Genomic DNA, 19,751 nt, shown 5'->3' on the forward strand with positions numbered 1-19,751 from the left:
AGATTCCTATCGCCGTGATACCCGCTATTTCATTGCTTTGCCAACGCCAGACGATGCAGTTATTCAGCTGGCATGGCCATTAGGCACGCGGCTTTTATTTGTTCATTACCTAACTATGGGAATACAGCATGACACATCTAACCCTTAAACGATCCAAGTTGCTGATTGTGAGTTTTTCTGCCTTGTTTCTGTCCAGCGTGTTTGTGGGGCAGGCCTTAGCAGAAGATGATTTTGCCGCAGAAGGGGAGAGAAGGGCCAAGCTCGCCGGCAGTGAACTGCTTGGCACGCCGGCGCCGCAGCGAGAGCTGACGACACTGGCCGGAGATACGCTCAATCTGGGCGAGCTTTATGGTAACAAACCGGTTTACATCAAGTTTTGGGCAACCTGGTGTGTACCATGTCGCCAGCAAATGCCCGGATTTGAAGAGATTTATCAGCAGTATGGCGACAAGCTACAGGTGATTTCCGTTAATACGGGGATCAGCGACGACATCGATTCTGTCAGTGCCTTTATAAAGAAGGAGGGGCTGACCATGCCGGTGACCATAGACGACGGCAGCTTGGCACGGGCCTTTAAGTTGAGGGTGACTCCACAGCACTTCTTGATCGATAAGAGTGGCCGTATCGCATACGTGGGGCATCAGGATGACGAAGCCTTTCATCAGGCATTGAAAGAGGTTGCCAGCGGCAGTGTTGCCGACGCGGCGCCGCCTAGCGGCGTTGTGGCCGAGAGAGCCTCGGGCTACCAGCTCGGCGATAAGCTGGCCTCTTTGGCATTGAGATCGATTGATGATACCTATCACCCGCTGCCGTCCGCCGATCAACAGGGTAAAGCGACGGGGTTGGTGTTCTTCTCGCCATGGTGTGAGTGGTACCTGGTCGACTCAGAGCCGGAAACGGCCAAATCGTGTCAGTTGGTGCGGGAAATGGTTGAGCAGTCAGCCTCTAACAGCAAAGCCCAGTGGCTGCATGTTTCCACCAACCTCTGGGCATCCCAGGCCGAGCTGGTCCAATACCAGACCAACTACCACACGCGTTTGCCGATCGTCTTTGACGAGGAGGGCACTCTTTTCGGACTGTTTGGCGTGACTCAGTTGCCAACCATAGTCTATATCGATGAGTCGGGCAGGATAACCGAAAAGGTCAGTGCCAAAGCAGCTGATTTTACCGAGCGCCTCCAATCCTTGCTCAACGAACAATAAACGGCTTGGAGTGCAAAGCATACGATGAGAACAACCTCGTTATGGATGAAAATGATTGCCAGCTGCCTGCTCATGGTGTGCTTTGCAATATCGGTACAGGCTAGTGAAGAAGATGGCCAAAAGATAGCGGCGTCGCTTTTACTCGAATCTCGCTCGCCTGCGGCTGGCACTGAGACCAGCTTGGCCATACGTATGGCGCCGCAAGCGGGCTGGCATGGCTACTGGTTAAACCCAGGGGACGCCGGATTCCCCATGCAACTAGAGTGGCACCTGCCGGAGGGGGTGACGGTAAGCGAGCTGCAATACCCGGCGCCGGAGCCGATGGTGTTAAGTGACCTGATGAACTACATCTATCATGGTGATTATGCCCTCTTGGCACAGCTTAAGCTTGCTGACGATCTGCCCGAGGGCACTCCCATTAGCCTTGCCGTGGATATTCGCTATCTGGTGTGCAGCCCCAAGCTCTGCGTTCCCGAGCAGCAAAGCTTGCAAGCTCAGTTTAACGTGGGGGAGCCCGGCGCCCCCAAGGCCGCCCAGGAGCGCTTCGATACCTGGCGCAGGCAAATCCCTAAGCCCTTGGAGGCCAGTGCAGCGTTTTCCGTTAACGACGGGCAATTTGTGTTGTCGTTGCCACTACCCGAATCCGTCGAGCTGGCCGAGGATATTCACCTCTACCCGGAAATTAACGGGGTGATATCCAACACGGCGCCACAAAGCTTTGTTCGGCAGGGGGAGCACCTCTTCATGACAACCACGGCGGCCGAGGGGAGCGCCAGTCACTTTCATGGCGTGATAGCCCTCAATGAGTCGATGGCTGTCAGGGTGAATGCCATCCGCCAGGCTGAGGGGCTCGTCTTTCCGACTCAGGCCAGCTTGCCACCCAAGGAGGACGATAATCTGATAATCGTCTCTACGGTGGCCGTGCTCGGGGCGATATTGGGCGGGCTGTTACTCAATCTGATGCCCTGCGTATTTCCGATCCTCAGTTTGAAGGTATTAAGCCTCGCCAACCTGGGGGATGAACGTGTGGCAAGGTCCGGTGCGCTGGCCTACACCCTGGGAGCCGTGTTGGTGTGTCTGCTTCTCGGCGGCCTCATTCTGATTCTGCGGCAATTCGGTCTTCAGGTGGGGTGGGCGTTTCAGTTGCAGCGCCCGGAAATTATCGTGGCACTTATCCTATTGATGATGGCCATTGGGCTTAATCTCGCCGGTTTGTTTGAACTCGGCACCCTGAGTTCGGGCAGCAAGTTGCAACATAAGCAAGGGCCGGCGGGAGATTTCTGGACCGGCGTGCTGGCCGCATTTGTGGCGACCCCCTGCACCGGCCCCTTCATGGCCACCGCCTTAGGAGCCGCCCTGGTACTGCCGACGGGTGTCGGGCTCATGGTGTTTGCCGGACTTGGGTTGGGGATGGCCTTGCCCTTTTTGCTGGTGGGCTTTATACCTGCGCTGCGTCGACGCATGCCAAGGCCCGGCGCCTGGATGGTGACGGCAAAACGTTTCTTCGCCGTGCCCATGTTTTTGACTGCCCTAGGCCTGGTCTGGGTATTGATGCAGCAGTCTGACAATCAATACGTGCTTGTTGCGCTGCTGCTGGTCTTGCTGCTGAGTCTGGGATTATGGCTCACCGGACTATTCCAACAGACGGGGCGTCAAAGGCAGTGGTGGCCTATGGTGTTGGTGTTGATCATCGCAGGCGGGACCCTGATGACTGTGTCTCCCGGCATGAGCGCCAAGGGGGCTAATTCGGCGAACGTGGCTAATGCGGCTAATGCGGTTGAGGCGGATGCCGAGACCTCAGGGGTTATGGCGTTCGATGAACAGGCTCTCTCGGCCCTGGTCAAAAAGCAGGATGTCTTTGTCTATTTCAGTGCCGACTGGTGCTTAACCTGCAAGGTGAATGAGAAGACGGCCATAGAGCGGCAGGCGACTCAGGCCGCTTTCGCCCGCAGCAACACGGCGGTGATGTTAGGCGACTGGACAGATGGCGATCCTGAGATCACCCGTTTTCTGGCAAAACATCAACGCTCTGGTGTGCCCTTATATCTCTGGTATCAAAAGGGAAATCTTGAGCCAAGGGTACTACCACAAGTATTAACCTCTTCGCTCTTGATTGAGCAAGCCACGGGAGCTGGGTGAGTTGTTGCTGTGGCAGGCAGAGGGCGCGGCAATGAGCTAGACGCTTTTTCGTGAGTAAAAAAATAGCCCGAGATTCTCGGGCTATTTATTAGGTGTGTTTACGCTAGCTGGCTCTTATGGGTGCGGCTGACGTGTGCTCTGCTCACCGGTGAGGTTACGCATCAAAATGGCGCGCTCAACCTCAACCTCGGCCGGTACCGGCAGATAAACGAAGTGCCCCGAACCTAGCCCCGCCTCGACGCTCTCGCCTTTGCGGTTTTCCAGGTGTTCTATGGTCAGGTTGATGTTGCCCTGAGGGGTCATCAGCTCGACGCTGTCACCGACGGAGAACTTGTTTTTTACGTCGATCTCGGCCATTCCCTTAGCGTTACGCTTACCGGTAAATTCGCCGACAAACTGCTGAGTATCGCTGATGGAGTAGCCGTAATCATAGTTCTGGTATTCGTCGTGTACGTGACGACGCAGGAAGCCCTCGGTGTAACCGCGATGCGCCAGTCCTTCGAGTTGGTACATGAGCGCCGGATTAAACTCGCGGCCGGCCGCGGCATCTTCGATTGCCTGGCGATAGAGCTGGGCGGTACGGGCCACATAGTAGAAGGACTTGGTACGGCCTTCGATCTTCAGTGAGTCTACGCCCATCTTGGTCAGACGTTCCACGTGCTGGATGGCGCGCAGATCCTTGGAGTTCATGATGTAGGTACCATGCTCATCTTCAAACGCCGGCATGTATTCGCCTGGGCGTCCCGCCTCTTGCAGCAGGACGATTTCGTTGCTTGGCGCACCTTCACCCAGAGTTGGGTTGTGCATCTGCACCTCAGGATTAACCGCCACAATGTCGCCGGTTTCTGTCTGCACCGCCTCGTGGGCGTCGTACTTCCAGCGGCAGGCGTTGGTGCAGGTCCCCTGGTTAGGGTCGCGCTTGTTGATATAACCCGATAGCAGGCAGCGACCCGAGTAGGCCATGCAGAGCGCGCCGTGGACGAAGACCTCGAGTTCGATGTCTGGACAGCGCTGGCGTATCTCTTCGATCTCATCCAGTGACAGTTCGCGGGAGAGGATCACGCGCTTGATCCCCTGCTGTTGCCAGAACTTGACCGAGGCCCAGTTGATGGCGTTGGCCTGCACCGACAGATGCACCGTCTGATCCGGGAAGGCCTCGCGCACCATCATGATAAGACCCGGGTCTGACATGATCAGCGCGTCGGGCTGCATGGCCACCACAGGCTCCATATCCTTGATATAGGTCTTGAGCTTAGTGTTGTGGGGGGCGATGTTGCTCACCACATAGAGTTTCTTGCCCAGGCTGTGGGCCTCTTGGATACCCGTTGCGAGGTTTTCCATCTTGAAATCGTTGTTTCTGACACGCAGGCTATATCTCGGTTGGCCCGCGTAGACCGCATCGGCGCCATATGCGAAGGCATAACGCATATTTTTTAGGGTCCCGGCAGGAGACAGCAGCTCAGGTTTAAACATCATTTCTCTCAATTAACAGGTATCGAACAAACTTGGGGCGGGCATTTTACTCAATGGGACAAGGCTTATGCAAATTAGAAGTTGTTTATTTTATCGACAGCGCGCCATGGCCTAAGATAAAACGGGAGATGAAGGATAAAATTAAGCCAATTAATAACCAATAATCTGAAACTTAGCTAAAATTACACAAATTCTTAACTGGATGGACGATTTTTACCATCACGGTTAGCAAGAGTGCTGATATACTCTCTGGCAATATCAATATGGGCATAGGTTTATTAAGGAGTTTGCATGTCTAGCGAGCATCAACTACTGGTGGGGTTACTTAAAAAGTTAAAGGCAGATGCGCTGATCTTGCCAACTTTGCCCGAGGTAGCAATGCGCGTTCAGGAGGTGGTATCCCGCCCCGACTCCAGCCCTAAGCAGGTGGCCGAAATTATCGGTCAGGATGCTGCCATCTCGGCCCGTATGATTAAGGTGGCCAACAGTGCCATGTATAGCCGTGGTATCAAGGCGGAAAACATCAATGCCGCGGTGACCCGTATCGGCCTGACACAGATCAAGGCGATCGCGACCTCTGTGGCCATGGAGCAGCTGTTCATCTCTACCAATGAGATGGTCTGGGAGGTGATGGACGAGGTGTGGCGTGCCTCTATCGAGGTGACCTCGGCGGCCTGTGCCCTGCTACTCAAGTATTCCAAGACCCACAAGGCTTGTGGGCTCAACTACGATACCCTGACCCTGGCGAGCCTGGTGCATAATATCGGTGCCTTGCCGGTATTGACCGAGGCCGAGGCCAATCCCCATCTGTTTACCAGCATAGAGCAACTCAGGGCGCTGGTGAGAAAGATGCAGGGACCACTCGGACGCGCGGTGCTGAAGAGCTGGGACTTCTCCCCCGAGGTGATGGAAGTGGTCGAGCGCTGGGCGGATCTTCCCTATCTGCCTGAGCAGGTGACCTACCTGGACTTCGTGCGTGCGGCGGCCTTCTATACGGGCGAACTGCGCGCCGGTCATGAGCTGGAAGAACGCCTGGATGTGTTCGTTAAGCGTGGTCTACCCGTGAGCCCAGAATATCTGGGATCGGATGAGTTTCTCGACAACTACCATTCGATTAAATTAAGTTATGAATAGATAAGGCCCGGTCGGCAGCGTCTGCCGATCCGTCTTGTCGTTTCTTTATCTATCAAAACATTAGGGATAGTGTGACGGCAACTGAGCTGATTTGGTTAATTGTTTATCTGATAGCAATCGGCATCGCTGGTATCATCTACTGGTACTGGCATAGGCGCACTGAGCTCAAGTTTCTTAAACGTCTGGTGACTCAGCTGAGCCAGCAACATAAGGTGCGTCAGCCCCTCAATATTGCCAGCATTCCTTACCGTTATATCCCGCTATATGTGCAGCTGCAACACCTGCTGAAACAGCTGCCGCCGCCCAAGGGTCGCGACAAGCTGACCGGACTGCTCAATCGCGTCGGCCTCAAGGCCAAGCTGACCCGTAAGATGCCCCTCACTCAGGGGATGTTTGTGCTTATCGATATCCACCGCTTTCGCTATGTGAATGATCTCTTTGGTTTCTCCCTGGGAGACAAGTTGCTGCAGGCCCTGGCCGAGCGGCTGGCGCGGCGCATCGGCGACAAGGATATTCTGGCGCGGATGAATGAAGATGAGTTTCTGATCTATTTCCATACCCCCATGAGCGAAGCCGAGCTTATCGTCTTTCAGCAGGGGCTGGCGCAGCCCATCAGCATCAAGGGCACAGTGATCAATTTACAGCTGCAACTTGGCTATCTCGACTTGTCCATGCACCACGCCGACGTCAGCCAGATGCTGCGCCGTCTGGACTTGGCATTGGTGCGGGCCAAGTCTGCCAGCAACTATATTGCCGCCTATCAGGAGGGAGACGATCGCAGTCAACACAGGCAGTTGACCATAGTCAGTTGTTTTCCCAAGGCGTTGGAGCAGAACGAGCTCTACCTGGTATTTCAGCCCAAATATAATCTGGCCACGGGAGATTGTACCCATGCCGAGGCCCTGATCCGCTGGGACAGCTCTGTGCTTGGTCCCATCTCTCCGGGCGAATTTATCCCGCTGCTGGAATACGCTGGGATGATCAGCTTGCTCAGTCAGTGGGTGATCGATCAGGTGTTGTTGCAACAGGTGCGCTGGCAGGAGAGTGATATTCGCCTGCAGCTGGCGATTAACCTGGCGATTGATGATCTGAGCGAGAAGCAATTGAGCGAGCGGATCATTAGCCGTCTAAAACAGCATGGGCTCAGCGCCCAGGTGTTGTCGATCGAGATCACCGAGAGCCAGCTGATGACAGACATGGTGCGCACAGTGGCCGTGTTGAATCGCCTCAAGCGCGCCGGGGTCAAGGTGGCCATAGATGACTTTGGTACCGGCCACTCTTCGCTGGCCTACCTCAAGCATCTGCCGGTGGACGAAGTTAAGATAGACAGGGCCTTTCTCACCGGGATTGAGTCCGATCCTCGGGCGCAGCATATCGTTCGCAGCGCCGTCGAGCTGGCCAAGGGGCTGGATTTTTCGGTGACCGTCGAGGGCGTCGAGCAGATGCCTGTGTTTGACCTGCTGCAAGAGATGGGGGTCGATAAGGTGCAAGGGGAGATCTATGCCAAGCCGATGCGAGCGCCAGAGCTTGAGATGCACTGGCGTAAGTTGAATCGACCGCTGAGCTAAGGTGGTTCAAAAGGCCTAGGTTTTAATAAAGGCGCTTGGATTTAATAAAGCGCTAGATTTAATAAAGCGCTAGATTGAATACAGGCCCAGATTTCAGAGATTGACGGTCTGGCTGAAGTGGCGACTGAGCTCCTCGATGAGGGGTGGCGTCATGGGGCAGAGCTGCCTCGCCTTATTCATACAGACCATTTCGATATGGGCGGTGACCGCTGGCTTGACGCCATTAGGTCGCCAGATCTCCTGCTGCCAGACGGTGCGATACTTGCTCTCGAAGTAGAAGCGGGTGCGTACATCCACTACGTCGGCAAACTCCACCCCTTCATGGCAGAGCATGTCGCTGCGATAGACGGCGAAGCCCAGGCCGTGTTGCTGCCAAAGCGCCGCCAATCGTTCGGCGCCAATCACATGTTCGCGGGCGCGCTCGAAGTATTTCAAAAAGTTGGGATGGTACACCACGCCGGAGAAGTCGGTATCTTCGTAGTAGATCTGCACCGGAAAGTGAAAGGTTGGGCTGAATTTATCGTCTGGCTTCATCTGGAGTCTGGGCTAAATAACGCTATATTAGGAGAGGCGCCAGCATAGCATATTCTGAGTCTGGCGCGGCACTTCTTGCTTGTGGGCGATTAGCTGGCGATCTACTTGCTGGCGATCGCCTGTAGGCTGTTCATGATCGACTGATAGCTGCCGTCTTGCTTGAGGGCCTTGAGGCCCTGATCCAGTTTGTCGGCAAATAGCTGAGCGTTGGGGCGCTGCTTGGAGAAGGCCACGTAGAGATCGCCGGTATGGTTGTGTACGCTGCGGCTAATCACCTTGGCGACGCCCATCTGACCAAGGTATTGATTGGCCACCTCGTCGTACATGATGGCGGCATCGATGCGGTTGAGCAGCAAGAGGTTAATCAGCTGATTGTGGTTATCTACTTCGACTAGCCTGAGCTGCTTAAGCTGCGACAGCTCATCGCCATATTCATAGCCCTTGATGATGCCGACCAGCAGCCCCTGGGGCAGGTGCCATTTGTCTTCTGCCTTTAGCGGATGGGCGTTATTTTGGTAGAAGGAGGCTGAGGTGGTAAACAGTGGCTCCTTGCCGAAGACAAAGGCCTCCTGAGTTTTGCGTTCCTTATGCAGATTAAAGACGCCATCGACTATGCCCTGTTTGGTCATCACGACACCGCGGGCATAGGAGACAACCAGACTATCGACGTCGACATTGCTCCGGGCAAAGGCCTGTTTGACCAGGCGGTGGGATAACCCCTTGCCATAGGGATCGGCAAAAGGGGCCCAGTTATCTTCGGCGGCCAGCTTGACCTTAAGCGGGGTCGACGGGCCATCGATAGGGGCCATATTTAGCTCTTTGCTGGTGGCGGTGAGGCTAAAAAGCGCCAGCATGAATATCAGGCCAGAGATGAGGTAATTGAATTGCCGAGATAAGATGGGGTGCAACATCAGATTCCTTGCAGCGGTCGCGTCCTTATTTTGCTCATAATAAGGGGTTTTCGAGGGAGATCAACCGCATTACTGCGGCAATCGGCGGGAATTTTGTAGCATGCTGGCTACATCTGTTCGCTCCCTAGGCGATTTGGACTGCAAGATGGGTGTTAGACGGTGATTTGTATTGTAGGGCAAAGGCTTAGAGGGAAGCGCGAGAGGCTTTCAAAATCATTGGCTTATTAAGATTTAGTGGGTATTTTTTTCGAGGCTTCTGCTACACTCTGAATGATGTTATCAGGTTGATAATAAAAAACTTAGCACCGAGAAAATTAAAACTTGTATGAATCAAGATACGTTATTTTCGCTCTCTCAAAATGCCGCGCTCTTGCTGATTATGGTATTTATCTATGACGCGATACCGCGTCAGCAGCGTCGTGAGCATTTTCTGTTGTGGCGTCTCATCATCGGGATGGTCATCGGCAGTGTGACCGTGCTGACCATGATGACCTCTTGGGAATATCAGCCTGGGGTATTTATCGACACCCGCTCTGTGGTGTTGGCCATCAGTGGCCTCTTTTTTGGTGGCCTTCCCACCTTCGTCGCCGCATCTGTAGCCTGTGCCTATCGCATGTTTCAGGGGGGAGAGGGCATGTTGGTGGGGGTGACAGTGATTGTGGTGTCGGCCCTGTTTGGTAGCCTGTGGCGTTACTATCGAAAGACCACCATCGCCGATCTCAATTTTCTCGAGCTGTATCTGTTTGGTTTCCTGCTGCACTTCTCGACCCTGTCGCTGCTGTTTATTCTTCCCTTCTCCATGTTTGTCGATCTCCTGCTGCAGATCGCCGCGCCTGTGATGCTGCTCTTCCCCATAGTGACCGCCTTATTGGGGATGCTATTGGCCAGGCGATTGGAGGTTGAGAGAGATGCCAAGATCCAGCTGCAGGACGATTTCATTTTTCGTTCCCAATTCAATGTCGGCAACATGGGGATCGCCATCACCTCGGTGGATCAGCATTGGGTCAAGGTTAATCCCCGCCTGTGCAAGATGCTCAAATACTCTGAGACCGAGCTGCTTAACCGTACCTGGAGCGAGCTGACCTATTTTGAAGATCTTAAGGCGGATATGGCCGAGTTTCAGCGCATGCTGAAGGGGGAGATTGATGCCTACGAGATGGACAAGCGCTTCGTCGCCAAGGACGGTGAGATAGTCTACACCCATCTCACGGTGGCCTGTCGTCGTAACCATAACGTGGTGGACATGGTGATTGCCGGGCTTATCGATATCACAGAGCACAAGCGGGCGGAGATGGCGATGCGTACCAGCCAGGAGCGTTTGACGCTGGTGCTGGAGAGTAGCGATCTCGGCATGTGGGACTGGGATATCAAGAGTAATGAGACCAGGCGTAACCCTTGGTGCGCCAAGGTGCTGGGGTGCGATCTCGATAAGCTTAACAGCGACAGCCGCATCTGGGTCGATGCCATCCATCCCCAGGATAGGATGGCGGTGCTTAATTCCATCGACCGTCACCTCAAGGGGGAGACCCAGAAGCATTACATCGAATACCGGCTGATCAGCCTCAGCGGCGAAGAGCACTGGATGTTGGATACGGGTAAGGTGGTGAGTCGCGACCGCAATGGCCTGCCGACCCGTATGTGCGGCGTCCACTCGGACATTACCGAGCAGAAGAAGGTGCAGGAATCGCTGGAGCTGGCGGCCTCCGTGTATAACAACTCCAGTGAAGCCATGAGCGTGCAGGACCATAAGGGCAATATCATTACCATCAATGCCGCCTTTACCGCGATCACAGGTTATAACGAGGCAGAGGCCCTGGTCAAGAATATCCGGATATTGCAAAGCTCTCGCACCCCGAGGAGCCAGTACGATGAGATGAACCGCTCTATTCGCGACACCGGCTACTGGCAGGGAGAGCTGTGGATTAAGAGCAAGAACGGCGAAGAGTATATGGTCTGGTTGACCATCAACACCATCTTCGACCAACACGGTGGTGTGTATCGCCGGGTGGCACTGTTTTCTGATATTACCGAGAAGAAAGAGGCGGAACATATCATCTGGAAACAGGCCAACTACGATCCCCTGACCGGCCTGCCAAACCGGCGCATGTTGCTGGAGTACCTCAATACTGAGATATTGCGTATCGACCGTAACCGAAGCCATTTTGCGCTGATGTTTCTCGATCTGGATTTCTTCAAGGAGGTCAACGACACCCTGGGCCACGACATGGGCGATCTGCTTTTGCAGGAGACGGCCAAACGCCTCAAGGGCTGTATCCGTGAGTCGGATGTGGTGGCGCGCCTGGGGGGCGATGAGTTTACCGTGGTGCTCTCGGGTATCGATTCACCCAGCGGCGTCGAGCGGGTGGCCCAGAGCATACTCGAGCGCATCGCCGAGCCTTATAGCCTGGAGGATGAGACCGCCTACATCAGCGCCAGCATAGGCATTACCATCTACCCAGATGATGCCACTAGTATCGAGGGGCTGCTCAAGCATGCGGATCAGGCGATGTACGCCGCCAAGGAGCAGGGACGCAACCGTTTTCATTACTTTACTCCTTCGATGCAGGAATATGCCCGTTATCGTATGGCGCTGATCAAAGATCTCCGCAATGCCATCAATCGTAAAGAGTTTGAGCTCTTCTACCAACCTATCGTCGATATGGAGAAACAGCAGGTCTATAAGGCGGAGGCCCTGATCCGCTGGGCGCACCCCCAACGTGGTCTGGTCTCGCCCGGCGAGTTTATTCCGGTGGCGGAAGAGACAGGGCTGATCAACGACATAGGTAACTGGGTATTTGAGAAGGCTGCCCAGCAGAGCGCCCGCTGGCGAACCCAGTATGGGGTTGAGATCCAGATAAGCATCAACAAGTCGCCGATTCAGTTTAGGGACGAGGGAGACAGTTTCAGCGACTGGCTGGCACTGCTGCGGCATCTCGAGCTTTCCAGCAATGCCATCTGTGTCGAGATCACCGAAGGCCTGCTGCTGGACGCCTCGATGGGAGTGACCGACAAGTTGCTCTCCTATCGCGATGCAGGTATTCAGGTGTCTCTGGATGACTTTGGTACCGGCTATTCATCGCTGGCCTACCTGAAGAAATTCGATATAGATTATCTCAAAATCGATCAGTCATTTACCCGTAACCTCGAGTCCGATAGCGATGGCGTGGCCCTGTGTGAGGCGATCATCGTCATGGCCCACAAGCTAGGGATCAAGGTGATAGCCGAAGGCGTCGAGACTCAGTTCCAGCACGATATTCTGGCCAAAGCGGGGTGTGATTTTGCCCAGGGCTACCTCTACTCCAAGCCGGTCTCGCTGCCCGAGTTTGAGCGCCGCTATGTTAATCCGCCGGCGCACTAACCCTTGATGTGAAGATAGCGTTACCTTTATGGGGCGCTTTTTGCTAGACTCCGCGCTCACTTTTTGTCAGCTTGCAGGTTGCCCATGAATTTCGATGCCCTCCCGTTAGATCCTACCCTAGCCCAGGCGGCTGAGGCCTGCGGCTACACCAGCCTGACTCAGGTTCAGGCCAAGGTGATCCCCTGCGCCCTTGGCGGGCGGGATCTGATGGCCTGCGCCCAGACGGGAACCGGCAAGACGGCGGCCTTTAGCTTCGTGTTGTTGCAGCGCCTGCTGAATCAACCCAGACGGCTTGGACAGCTCAGCGCCCTGGTGCTGACTCCAACACGGGAGCTGGCGATACAGGTGGCTGAGAGCATAGTTCGCTATAGCCAATTCACCGAGCTCACCACCCTGGCCGTCTATGGCGGCGCCAACATCAATCCCCAGCGTAAGGCTTTGGCGAAAGGGGTCGATATCCTGGTGGCCACACCGGGGCGGTTATTCGACTTATTAGGGCAACATGGGCTGAGCCTGGAGACGGTGGAACAGCTCATTGTCGATGAGGCGGATCGCATGCTCGACATGGGCTTCGTGAGAGATATCGAGCGAACCAAGCGACTGCTCTGCGACACTCACTCGACCATGCTGTTCTCGGCAACCTTTACGCCGGAGGTGAAGGCGCTGGCTACTAAGATGCTGAATGAGCCTGAGTGGTTTAATGTGGCCAGCACAAGTGGCGGCCCGCAGATTGAGCAGAAGGTCTATCCCATAGATGGCCGGCGTAAGGCAGAGCTGCTGGCGGAGCTTATCGGTCGCAATAATTGGCAGCAGGTGTTGGTTTTCGTCAACACCAAGGAGAGCGCCGAGCGGCTGCATCGCGAGTTGAAACTCGATGGCATTAAGAACGCCGTGTTTCATGGGGATAAGACCCAGGGCGCGCGCAATAGGGCGCTGGAGCAGTTTAAGGCGGGCGAGCTGCGGGTTCTGGTGGCGACCGATGTCGCCGCCCGAGGCCTGGATATTACCGCCTTGCCCCTAGTGATCAATCTGGAACTGCCGGACGAGCCCCAGGACTATGTGCATCGTATCGGCCGCACCGGCCGCGCCGGTCTCAGCGGGGTCAGCATCTCCTTCGTCGCCAAGCAAGATGAGGCCGCATTGGCAGAGGTCGAGGCCCTCATTGGCAAGACCTTGCCCCGCGAGGTCCAACCTGGATATGAACTGGGGGCGCCGCTACCGGCCAGGTATCGCGAGCTCGACGCCGCCGTACAGCCTAAGGCCAATCAGTTTAAGAAAGGCAAGGGGCAGAAGTTTGGCGGACGGCATAGCAGTAAAGGGCAGAGTCGCGATAAAGCGAGGCGGCCATCAAATGGAAAGTCCTTCAAGGGCAAGCGCTAGAGCCTGTTGACCTTTCAAGTTTAATTTTTGTTCGATCTAAACGCGTTTTGCGCGAGGCGAGAGCCATGAAGCATAGTTACTCTATGTGAATGGCGAACAACAAAGAAATCGTCTGGAACGATTTCTAACAGCCTAGCTGACCGCCTGCGGTGAAAGGCAGGAAGCCTTTCATAAAGTGCAGCGCGCGTTTAGATGAACCCTTCGGGCAGCTTTTGTGGGCCATTTCTACGGCGTTATCTCCCGTTCATGTAGATTAACTACACTACACAGGCTCTGCCTTGTATAAATCCCCTACAAAATGCTGCAAAAACAAACAGCAAAGGTCAACAGACCCTAGGCTGTTAGCTGGCTGCACTCAACTTGGTTTGAATTAAAACCCTTTGCAATCTCAGGCGCGCACTCTACACTGGGGGCGATTTTTCAGTGTGGTGCCGCCAATGATCCTAAAGCCTATTCCTACCCATGTCGTCACTGGTTTTCTCGGTGTGGGCAAAACCAGTTTTATCCAGTATTTGCTCGCCCATAAGCCGGTGGGGGAAACCTGGGCCGTGCTGGTCAATGAATTTGGCGAGATAGGCATAGATGGCGAACTGCTCAGGGGCGAGGGCGGTGATGTGGCCATCAAGGAGGTGGCGGGTGGCTGTCTCTGCTGCGCCGCCGGGGTGCCTACTCAGGTGGCGGTCAATCAACTGATTGCCAAGGCCAAGCCGGATCGTCTGTTTATCGAGCCCACAGGCTTGGGCCATCCCAAGGCGATCGTTGAGACCCTGAGTCAGGGACATTTTCAGCAGGTGCTGTCGATGCGTGCCAGTCTCTGCCTGGTAGACCCCAGAAAACTCAACGACCCGCGTTATCTTGAGAGTGAACTGTTTACCCAGCAGCTTCACATCGCCGACCTTATCCTGGCCAATAAGATGGATCTGGCGAGTGACGATGACGTTAAGCGGCTAGAGGCTTACCTGACGCAGCAAGCAATCAAAGCCGAGGTCATGCCAGTGCAGGTATCAAAGCTGCTCTTGGAAAATGACGCCGCCTTATATCAATCTCTTAATCAGCACTATTTTCAGCGGCCCACAGCCTGGCGTGCCCAGATGTCCGCACGGCAAACATTAGGATCTGGTCCGACTGGCGCGCTGCAACGACCCACTTTGCCCTTCGATGAGGCGCCCGAGGCACAAACTCTGCAATTCGACGAGCAGGGGATCTACCGCGCCAGTAATCAACATGAAGGGCGATATACTCTGGGCTGGGTGTTCGACTATCGCTACGAGTTTGATTTTGAGGCGCTGATAACCTGGGTAAAACAACAGGGGTATTTGCGCCTCAAGGCGGTGATGATCACAGATGAAGGGATTGCCGCCTTAAACTTTGTCGATGGACAGCTTAGCGTGCAAGAGCTGGACGATAGCCTGGACTCGCGTCTGGAGATGATTGCATCTGAACCCCTGTCACAGACTGAGGTTGAGATGGTGCTGCTCAGTCTATCTAAACGCCTGGCTATCTAAACGCCTAGCTATCTGATATCTTCGCTCTCCAATAGTCGTTTCTGTGTCGATTCAATACCATGTCTGAGAGTCATGTCGTCTCCGGGAGTGATGCGCACTCCGATCTAGCCACAGCCCCCATTCCTAAATTGGTGTGGCGCTACGCCATTCCCACCATACTCTCCATGGTGGTGACCGGCGTCTATGTGGCCATCGACGGCATGTTTGTCGGCCACTATCTTGGCGAGGTGGGCCTGGCCGGTATGATGCTGGCCTATCCCGTCGGCGCGATACTCTACGCGGTAGGTGCGCTAATTGGCATGGGCGCCGCCTCGCTGGTATCGATCAACCTAGGGCTAAAAGATGTGGCCCGGGCGCGGCACCTGCTGGGCAATGCCTTCACCCTGTGTCTCTTGGCTGGGACTGGCCTGGCCTTGCTCGGCACCCATTGGAGCCAGACGGTACTCATTTGGCTCGGCGCCGAGGGAGAGGTGCTGGCCAGCGCCGAGCAGTATCTGTTCTGGTATTTTGCGCTCGGGGTCTTTCCCGTGTTGGCAATCGCCTTTACCGCCTTGCTGCGTAATGATGGCCGTCCCGGTTTCGTTACCTTTGTCCTCATCCTCTCCGGTTGTCTGAATGTCCTGCTGGATTGGTTGCTGATCGTGGTCTTCCCATACGGTCTCGCGGGCGCCGCCATCGCCACCATGATATGTCAGGCCTTTACGGCGCTCGCCTGTCTGCAGCATTTCTTCACCAAGCGGACCCGCCTGGGGATCGACTGGCAGCAGATGCGCCTGAATCTGGATCATTGCAGCAATATCCTCAGGGTCGGTGTGCCGAGCTTCTTGATGAACCTCTATCTGTCTATCGTCCTGACCCTGCACAACATGGCGTTTCTCTGGGTCGGCGGTCCCATCCATGTGGCGGCCTATGGGGTCGTCAGTTACGCAGAGGCCTTGTTTTATCTGATCTTCGAGGGGATCGCCTTCGGCACCCAGCCCCTGTTTAGTTTCAATACCGGGGCCAAGAGGTTCGACCGGGTGTTCGAGACCCTGAGGCTGGTGATCATCATGACCCTGGTGACTGCACTGGCGGGCGTCGCCTTCATCTACTGGGCGCCTGAATATCTGGTCTACATCTTCGCCGGTGACAATCCCGAGCTGACGCCGGTGGCGACAGAGGGGATGCGTCTCTACTTCTGGGGACTGCCGTTTGAGGGGCTGATTCTGGTCGGGGCAGCCTTCTTCCAGGCCATCAATCGCTCCAGGGAGGCCTCGATATTGACAGGTAGCAAGCTGGTGTTGATCGCCATGGTGCTCTATCTATTTGCCTGGCTCTTCGGCGTCACGGGTGTGTGGATCTCCCTCGCCAGCTGCTCCTTACTCCTGACTGTCTGGATGATTTATGCTTTAACTAGGCTTTCCAAGGATTTAAACTAGGTTTTCCAAGGGATTAAGTTAAGCAAGTAATTTAAGTTGGCGTAGATTCCTGTTACCCTAGAGGGGATTTTAGTTGGCCAGCCACGAGTCGATACACTGGGTGTGCCAAGGCGGGCGTATCCTAACTGTGTTAGGCAAGGCTATTTCTGGCAGCTAATTTTTCTAAGCCACTCTCGGTAAGAGAAGGCCTCAGTATCACAAATAAGGATATTTGTTCACTATGAAGAAGTCATTATCAGGCCTTGCCCTGATGTTGTGCGCGCAGTTTGCCGCGCCTCTTTGCGTCGCCTCTCCCTTTAGCGAAAGCTACGCCGCCTATCAGCAGGCGCTGGCGGGACATGACAAAGCTCAGGTGGCGCTTACCGCCGCCAAAGCCTATGAATTGGGCCAGGGCTATTTCGAGTCCGACAGTATCGATCTGGTTAATCTCGAGCTTAATCTGGCCACCGCGCTACAGGAAAACGGCGATACCAAGGCCGCGCACAAGCATTTCGATAATGTCATTCAGGTCTACCGAAAACACTTCGGCCGCGATGCCATCGAGCTTGTCGATCCGTTAATTGGCGCCGCCCAGACCATGGAGGCGTCAAAAGAGAAGGTGGATCTGTTTAAACAGGCGATCTCCATCGCACAGGATGCAGACAAGCCTTTGCTGCTGGCCGAGGTGAAGATGTTGACCTTCCATGGATTAGCCTCGACCCATTTTTATACCCGGGATATACGTGACGAGGCGCTGGAAGCCTATGAGATCTATCGTCATGAGATGCCGGCCGATGCGATGGCCAGGCTCAAGGCCACCTATTATGTGGGCATGATTAAGGCGGCAGAGAAGAAGTACGATAGGGCCATCCCCCTGCTGGAGGAGGTGATCAAGCAATTCTCGGTGCTCGATTTTAGCCACCCCTACAAACTGGCCGCCCATGCCCGTCTGGTGGAGATTTTTGAGGCCGAAGGCGAGAGTGATAAGTCGACCCAGCATTGTGTGGCGATTGGCAGCATGAAGCCCTGGTCCGATGAACAGGAACAGTCCCCTCTCTATCGGGAAGCGCCAAAGTATCCTATCTCCTATGCCAGAGATCGCCGGGAGGGCTGGACCCAGATGTCCTTTACCGTGGATGAGCAGGGATTCGTGCGGGATCCTGTGGTGTTGGCCTCGGAGGGCGGGCAGCAGTTTACCCGCGAGTCGCTAAAGGCCATTAAGCGCTGGCGCTACGCGCCTAAATTTGTCGACGGCAAACCTGTACCGGCTGAGGTCAGTGTGCAGCTGGACTATAGAGTTAAATAACAAAAAGCCCGCGAATATGCGGGCTTTTTAATGCAACATTGACCTTATACCAATCGTAATAAACAATTGATCATTCTAGCTTGTTAAAACGCTCGATAACGGTATTAGTATTTTTAATTGTAGAATAACTACTTATCTAAAAATCCTGCTTTGTTCTCAAGCGTTTTTCCCTGCGCTATTTCTGAGCACATATTTACTGTGATTGGTATTAAAACAGTTTGCTGCCCCAGCCTAGTTTATTTCTCAACACGTGGAAGTAGTTGTAGCCCTTGGGGTGGATCAGTCTTAGTCGCTCCTTGCTGCGCCTCACTATGATCTCATCTCCCGGTAAGACGGGGAGGGTGACGTGACCATCACAGCTGACCTCTAGCGCATCGCCATTGTCTGGCGACACCACCAGCTTGATGATGCTGCAGGCATCGACCACGATAGGGCGGCAGGAGAGGGTATGGGGAAACATGGGCACTAGGATCAAGGCTTCCAGATTTGGCGTCAGGATGGCCCCCCCGGCCGACAGCGAGTAGGCGGTCGACCCTGTTGGGGTGGAGACTATCATGCCGTCGGCGCGTTGGCTGTACATGAACTTGTCATCGATATAGACCTCAAACTCGATCATGTGGGCAATCTTGCCAGGGTGGAGCACCGCCTCGTTGACCGCGGTATTGCTCGACTTCATCTCGCCGTGTCTGTGGACCTCTGATTCCAGCAGGAACCTGTGCTCCGTTTCATACTCGCCCTGGAGTACCTTGCCCAGCGCTTCTTCGAAGGTGTCAGGGGGCAGGTCGGTGAGAAAGCCCAGATTGCCGCGGTTAACGCCTATTACCCCAACGTCGAAGCGGGCTAGCACACGTGCGGCGCCCAGCATATTACCGTCACCCCCTACGACTATGGCCAGATCGCAATGTTCGCCAATCTGCAGCAGATCCACCGATTTCACCTGTGGCCCTATCTCGCCGGCAACGCGCTCTTCGACATAAACCTCATAGGACTGCATGGTCAACCAGTGGTGCAGACGTTTTAGGGTCTTATGGGTCCCAGAGTGATGGGGTTTGCCGATTAAGCCGATTGTGTGAAACGCTTTGGTCATATTTCTGTTTGATCCATGCCTTAGGGCTTGAAACCTCAAATTTGATCCCCATAATATGCCCAGAGCATGCAGAAACAAAGCATTTTTAGCTGGAGTAACAATGAGCAAAGAGTCAAACAAAGCCCAAGAACCACAGATTGAAGAAACCGAAGCTGTAGAAGTTGAAACCGAGGTGGTTGAAGATGCAGCCAGTTTGATGGACGAACTTACCCAAGCTAATTTCCGTGTTGAAGAGCTGGAGCAAGCCCTGGCCGCCGCCGAGGCTAAGGTGGAAGAGCAGAAAGATTCTGTTGTCCGTGCCGCAGCCGAGGTAGAGAACGTGCGTCGCCGTGCGGCGCTCGATGTCGAGAAGGCGCACAAGTTTGCCCTGGAAAAGTTTGCCAACGAGCTGCTACCCGTTATCGACAACATGGAACGTGCCCTGCAAGGCACCAGCAGTGAAGATGAGGCCACCAAGGCTATCTACGAAGGGGTTGAGTTGACACTGAAGAGCTTCACCAGCGCGGTTGAAAAGTTTGGTCTGACGCAGGTCGATCCTCAGGGTGAAGCCTTTAACCCGGATCATCACCAGGCGATCGGTATGCAGCCTAGCGAAGAGTTCCCGGCCAATACCGTGATGATGGTGATGCAAAAAGGTTATATGCTCAACGAGCGTCTGTTGCGTCCAGCCATGGTGATGGTGTCTCAGGGTGGCGCCAGCGTCGATACTCAGGCGTAAGCTCGTCAACGCAAGCTAGTTCAAGTTAGTTAACGCTAG

At 54.7% G+C, this 19,751-nt stretch carries 14 protein-coding genes; 10 read left to right on the plus strand and 4 right to left on the minus strand.

What is annotated here, in order from left to right; all coding sequences use genetic code 11:
* Positions 1–128: 128 nt before the first annotated feature.
* Both DB48_RS04645 and DB48_RS04650 read left to right on the plus strand, forming a co-directional pair.
* Positions 129–1,202: a redoxin domain-containing protein gene (locus DB48_RS04645; RefSeq protein WP_041509135.1), complete on the plus strand. Its 1,074-nt coding sequence runs from the start codon at positions 129–131 to the stop codon at positions 1,200–1,202.
* 51 nt (positions 1,203–1,253) lie between these two features.
* Entirely contained in the window at positions 1,254–3,341 is a 2,088-nt protein-coding gene (locus DB48_RS04650) for a protein-disulfide reductase DsbD family protein (RefSeq protein ID WP_235375336.1), read from the plus strand.
* A 114-nt stretch (positions 3,342–3,455) separates the two neighbouring features.
* Here DB48_RS04650 and trhP read toward each other — a convergent pair whose 3' ends face one another.
* A complete protein-coding gene (trhP, locus tag DB48_RS04655; RefSeq protein ID WP_041509137.1) occupies positions 3,456–4,814 on the minus strand; it encodes a prephenate-dependent tRNA uridine(34) hydroxylase TrhP in 1,359 nt (452 codons plus the stop codon).
* Between the two features lie 291 nt (positions 4,815–5,105).
* On the opposite strand from trhP, the gene DB48_RS04660 reads away from it, so the two are divergent.
* The gene (locus tag DB48_RS04660) at positions 5,106–5,948 is read left to right on the plus strand and encodes an HDOD domain-containing protein (protein WP_041509138.1); all 843 of its coding nucleotides are present in this window, start codon (positions 5,106–5,108) and stop codon (positions 5,946–5,948) included.
* Positions 5,949–6,019: 71 nt separating this feature from the next.
* Positions 6,020–7,516 carry a putative bifunctional diguanylate cyclase/phosphodiesterase gene (locus tag DB48_RS04665; protein WP_041509139.1) on the plus strand — a complete coding sequence of 499 codons (1,497 nt, stop codon included), beginning with the start codon at positions 6,020–6,022 and terminating at the stop codon, positions 7,514–7,516.
* A gap of 93 nt (positions 7,517–7,609) precedes the next feature.
* On the opposite strand, the gene DB48_RS04670 is transcribed toward DB48_RS04665, so the two are convergent.
* Complete coding sequence (locus DB48_RS04670) at positions 7,610–8,050, minus strand: thioesterase family protein (RefSeq protein WP_041509140.1); 441 nt, start codon at positions 8,048–8,050, stop codon at positions 7,610–7,612.
* 101 nt (positions 8,051–8,151) lie between these two features.
* Positions 8,152–8,961, minus strand: coding sequence for a substrate-binding periplasmic protein (locus DB48_RS04675; RefSeq protein ID WP_052813656.1), 810 nt, complete (start codon positions 8,959–8,961; stop codon positions 8,152–8,154).
* A 325-nt stretch (positions 8,962–9,286) separates the two neighbouring features.
* On the opposite strand from DB48_RS04675, the gene DB48_RS04680 reads away from it, so the two are divergent.
* The 5 genes from DB48_RS04680 (at position 9,287) to DB48_RS04700 (ending at position 17,907) form a co-directional block, all read left to right on the plus strand.
* Positions 9,287–12,319 (plus strand): EAL domain-containing protein, encoded by a 3,033-nt coding sequence (locus DB48_RS04680; RefSeq protein WP_041509141.1) that lies wholly within the window; start codon positions 9,287–9,289, stop codon positions 12,317–12,319.
* A gap of 84 nt (positions 12,320–12,403) precedes the next feature.
* Positions 12,404–13,699 carry a DEAD/DEAH box helicase gene (locus DB48_RS04685; protein WP_041509142.1) on the plus strand — a complete coding sequence of 432 codons (1,296 nt, stop codon included), beginning with the start codon at positions 12,404–12,406 and terminating at the stop codon, positions 13,697–13,699.
* A 437-nt stretch (positions 13,700–14,136) separates the two neighbouring features.
* The gene (locus DB48_RS04690) at positions 14,137–15,204 is read left to right on the plus strand and encodes a CobW family GTP-binding protein (RefSeq protein ID WP_041509143.1); all 1,068 of its coding nucleotides are present in this window, start codon (positions 14,137–14,139) and stop codon (positions 15,202–15,204) included.
* 59 nt (positions 15,205–15,263) lie between these two features.
* Complete coding sequence (locus tag DB48_RS04695; protein ID WP_041509144.1) at positions 15,264–16,622, plus strand: MATE family efflux transporter; 1,359 nt, start codon at positions 15,264–15,266, stop codon at positions 16,620–16,622.
* Positions 16,623–16,842: 220 nt separating this feature from the next.
* A complete protein-coding gene (locus DB48_RS04700) occupies positions 16,843–17,907 on the plus strand; it encodes a TonB family protein (RefSeq protein WP_041509145.1) in 1,065 nt (354 codons plus the stop codon).
* Between the two features lie 208 nt (positions 17,908–18,115).
* Here DB48_RS04700 and nadK read toward each other — a convergent pair whose 3' ends face one another.
* Positions 18,116–18,994, minus strand: a complete 879-nt coding sequence (gene nadK / locus DB48_RS04705) for an NAD(+) kinase (protein ID WP_041509146.1) — start codon at positions 18,992–18,994, stop codon at positions 18,116–18,118.
* Positions 18,995–19,094: 100 nt separating this feature from the next.
* Between nadK and grpE the strand changes: the two genes are divergently transcribed.
* Entirely contained in the window at positions 19,095–19,712 is a 618-nt protein-coding gene (gene grpE, locus DB48_RS04710) for a nucleotide exchange factor GrpE (RefSeq protein ID WP_041509147.1), read from the plus strand.
* Positions 19,713–19,751 lie beyond the last annotated feature (39 nt).

Source organism: Shewanella sp. cp20 (genome assembly GCF_000832025.1).
Lineage (GTDB): Bacteria > Pseudomonadota > Gammaproteobacteria > Enterobacterales > Shewanellaceae > Shewanella.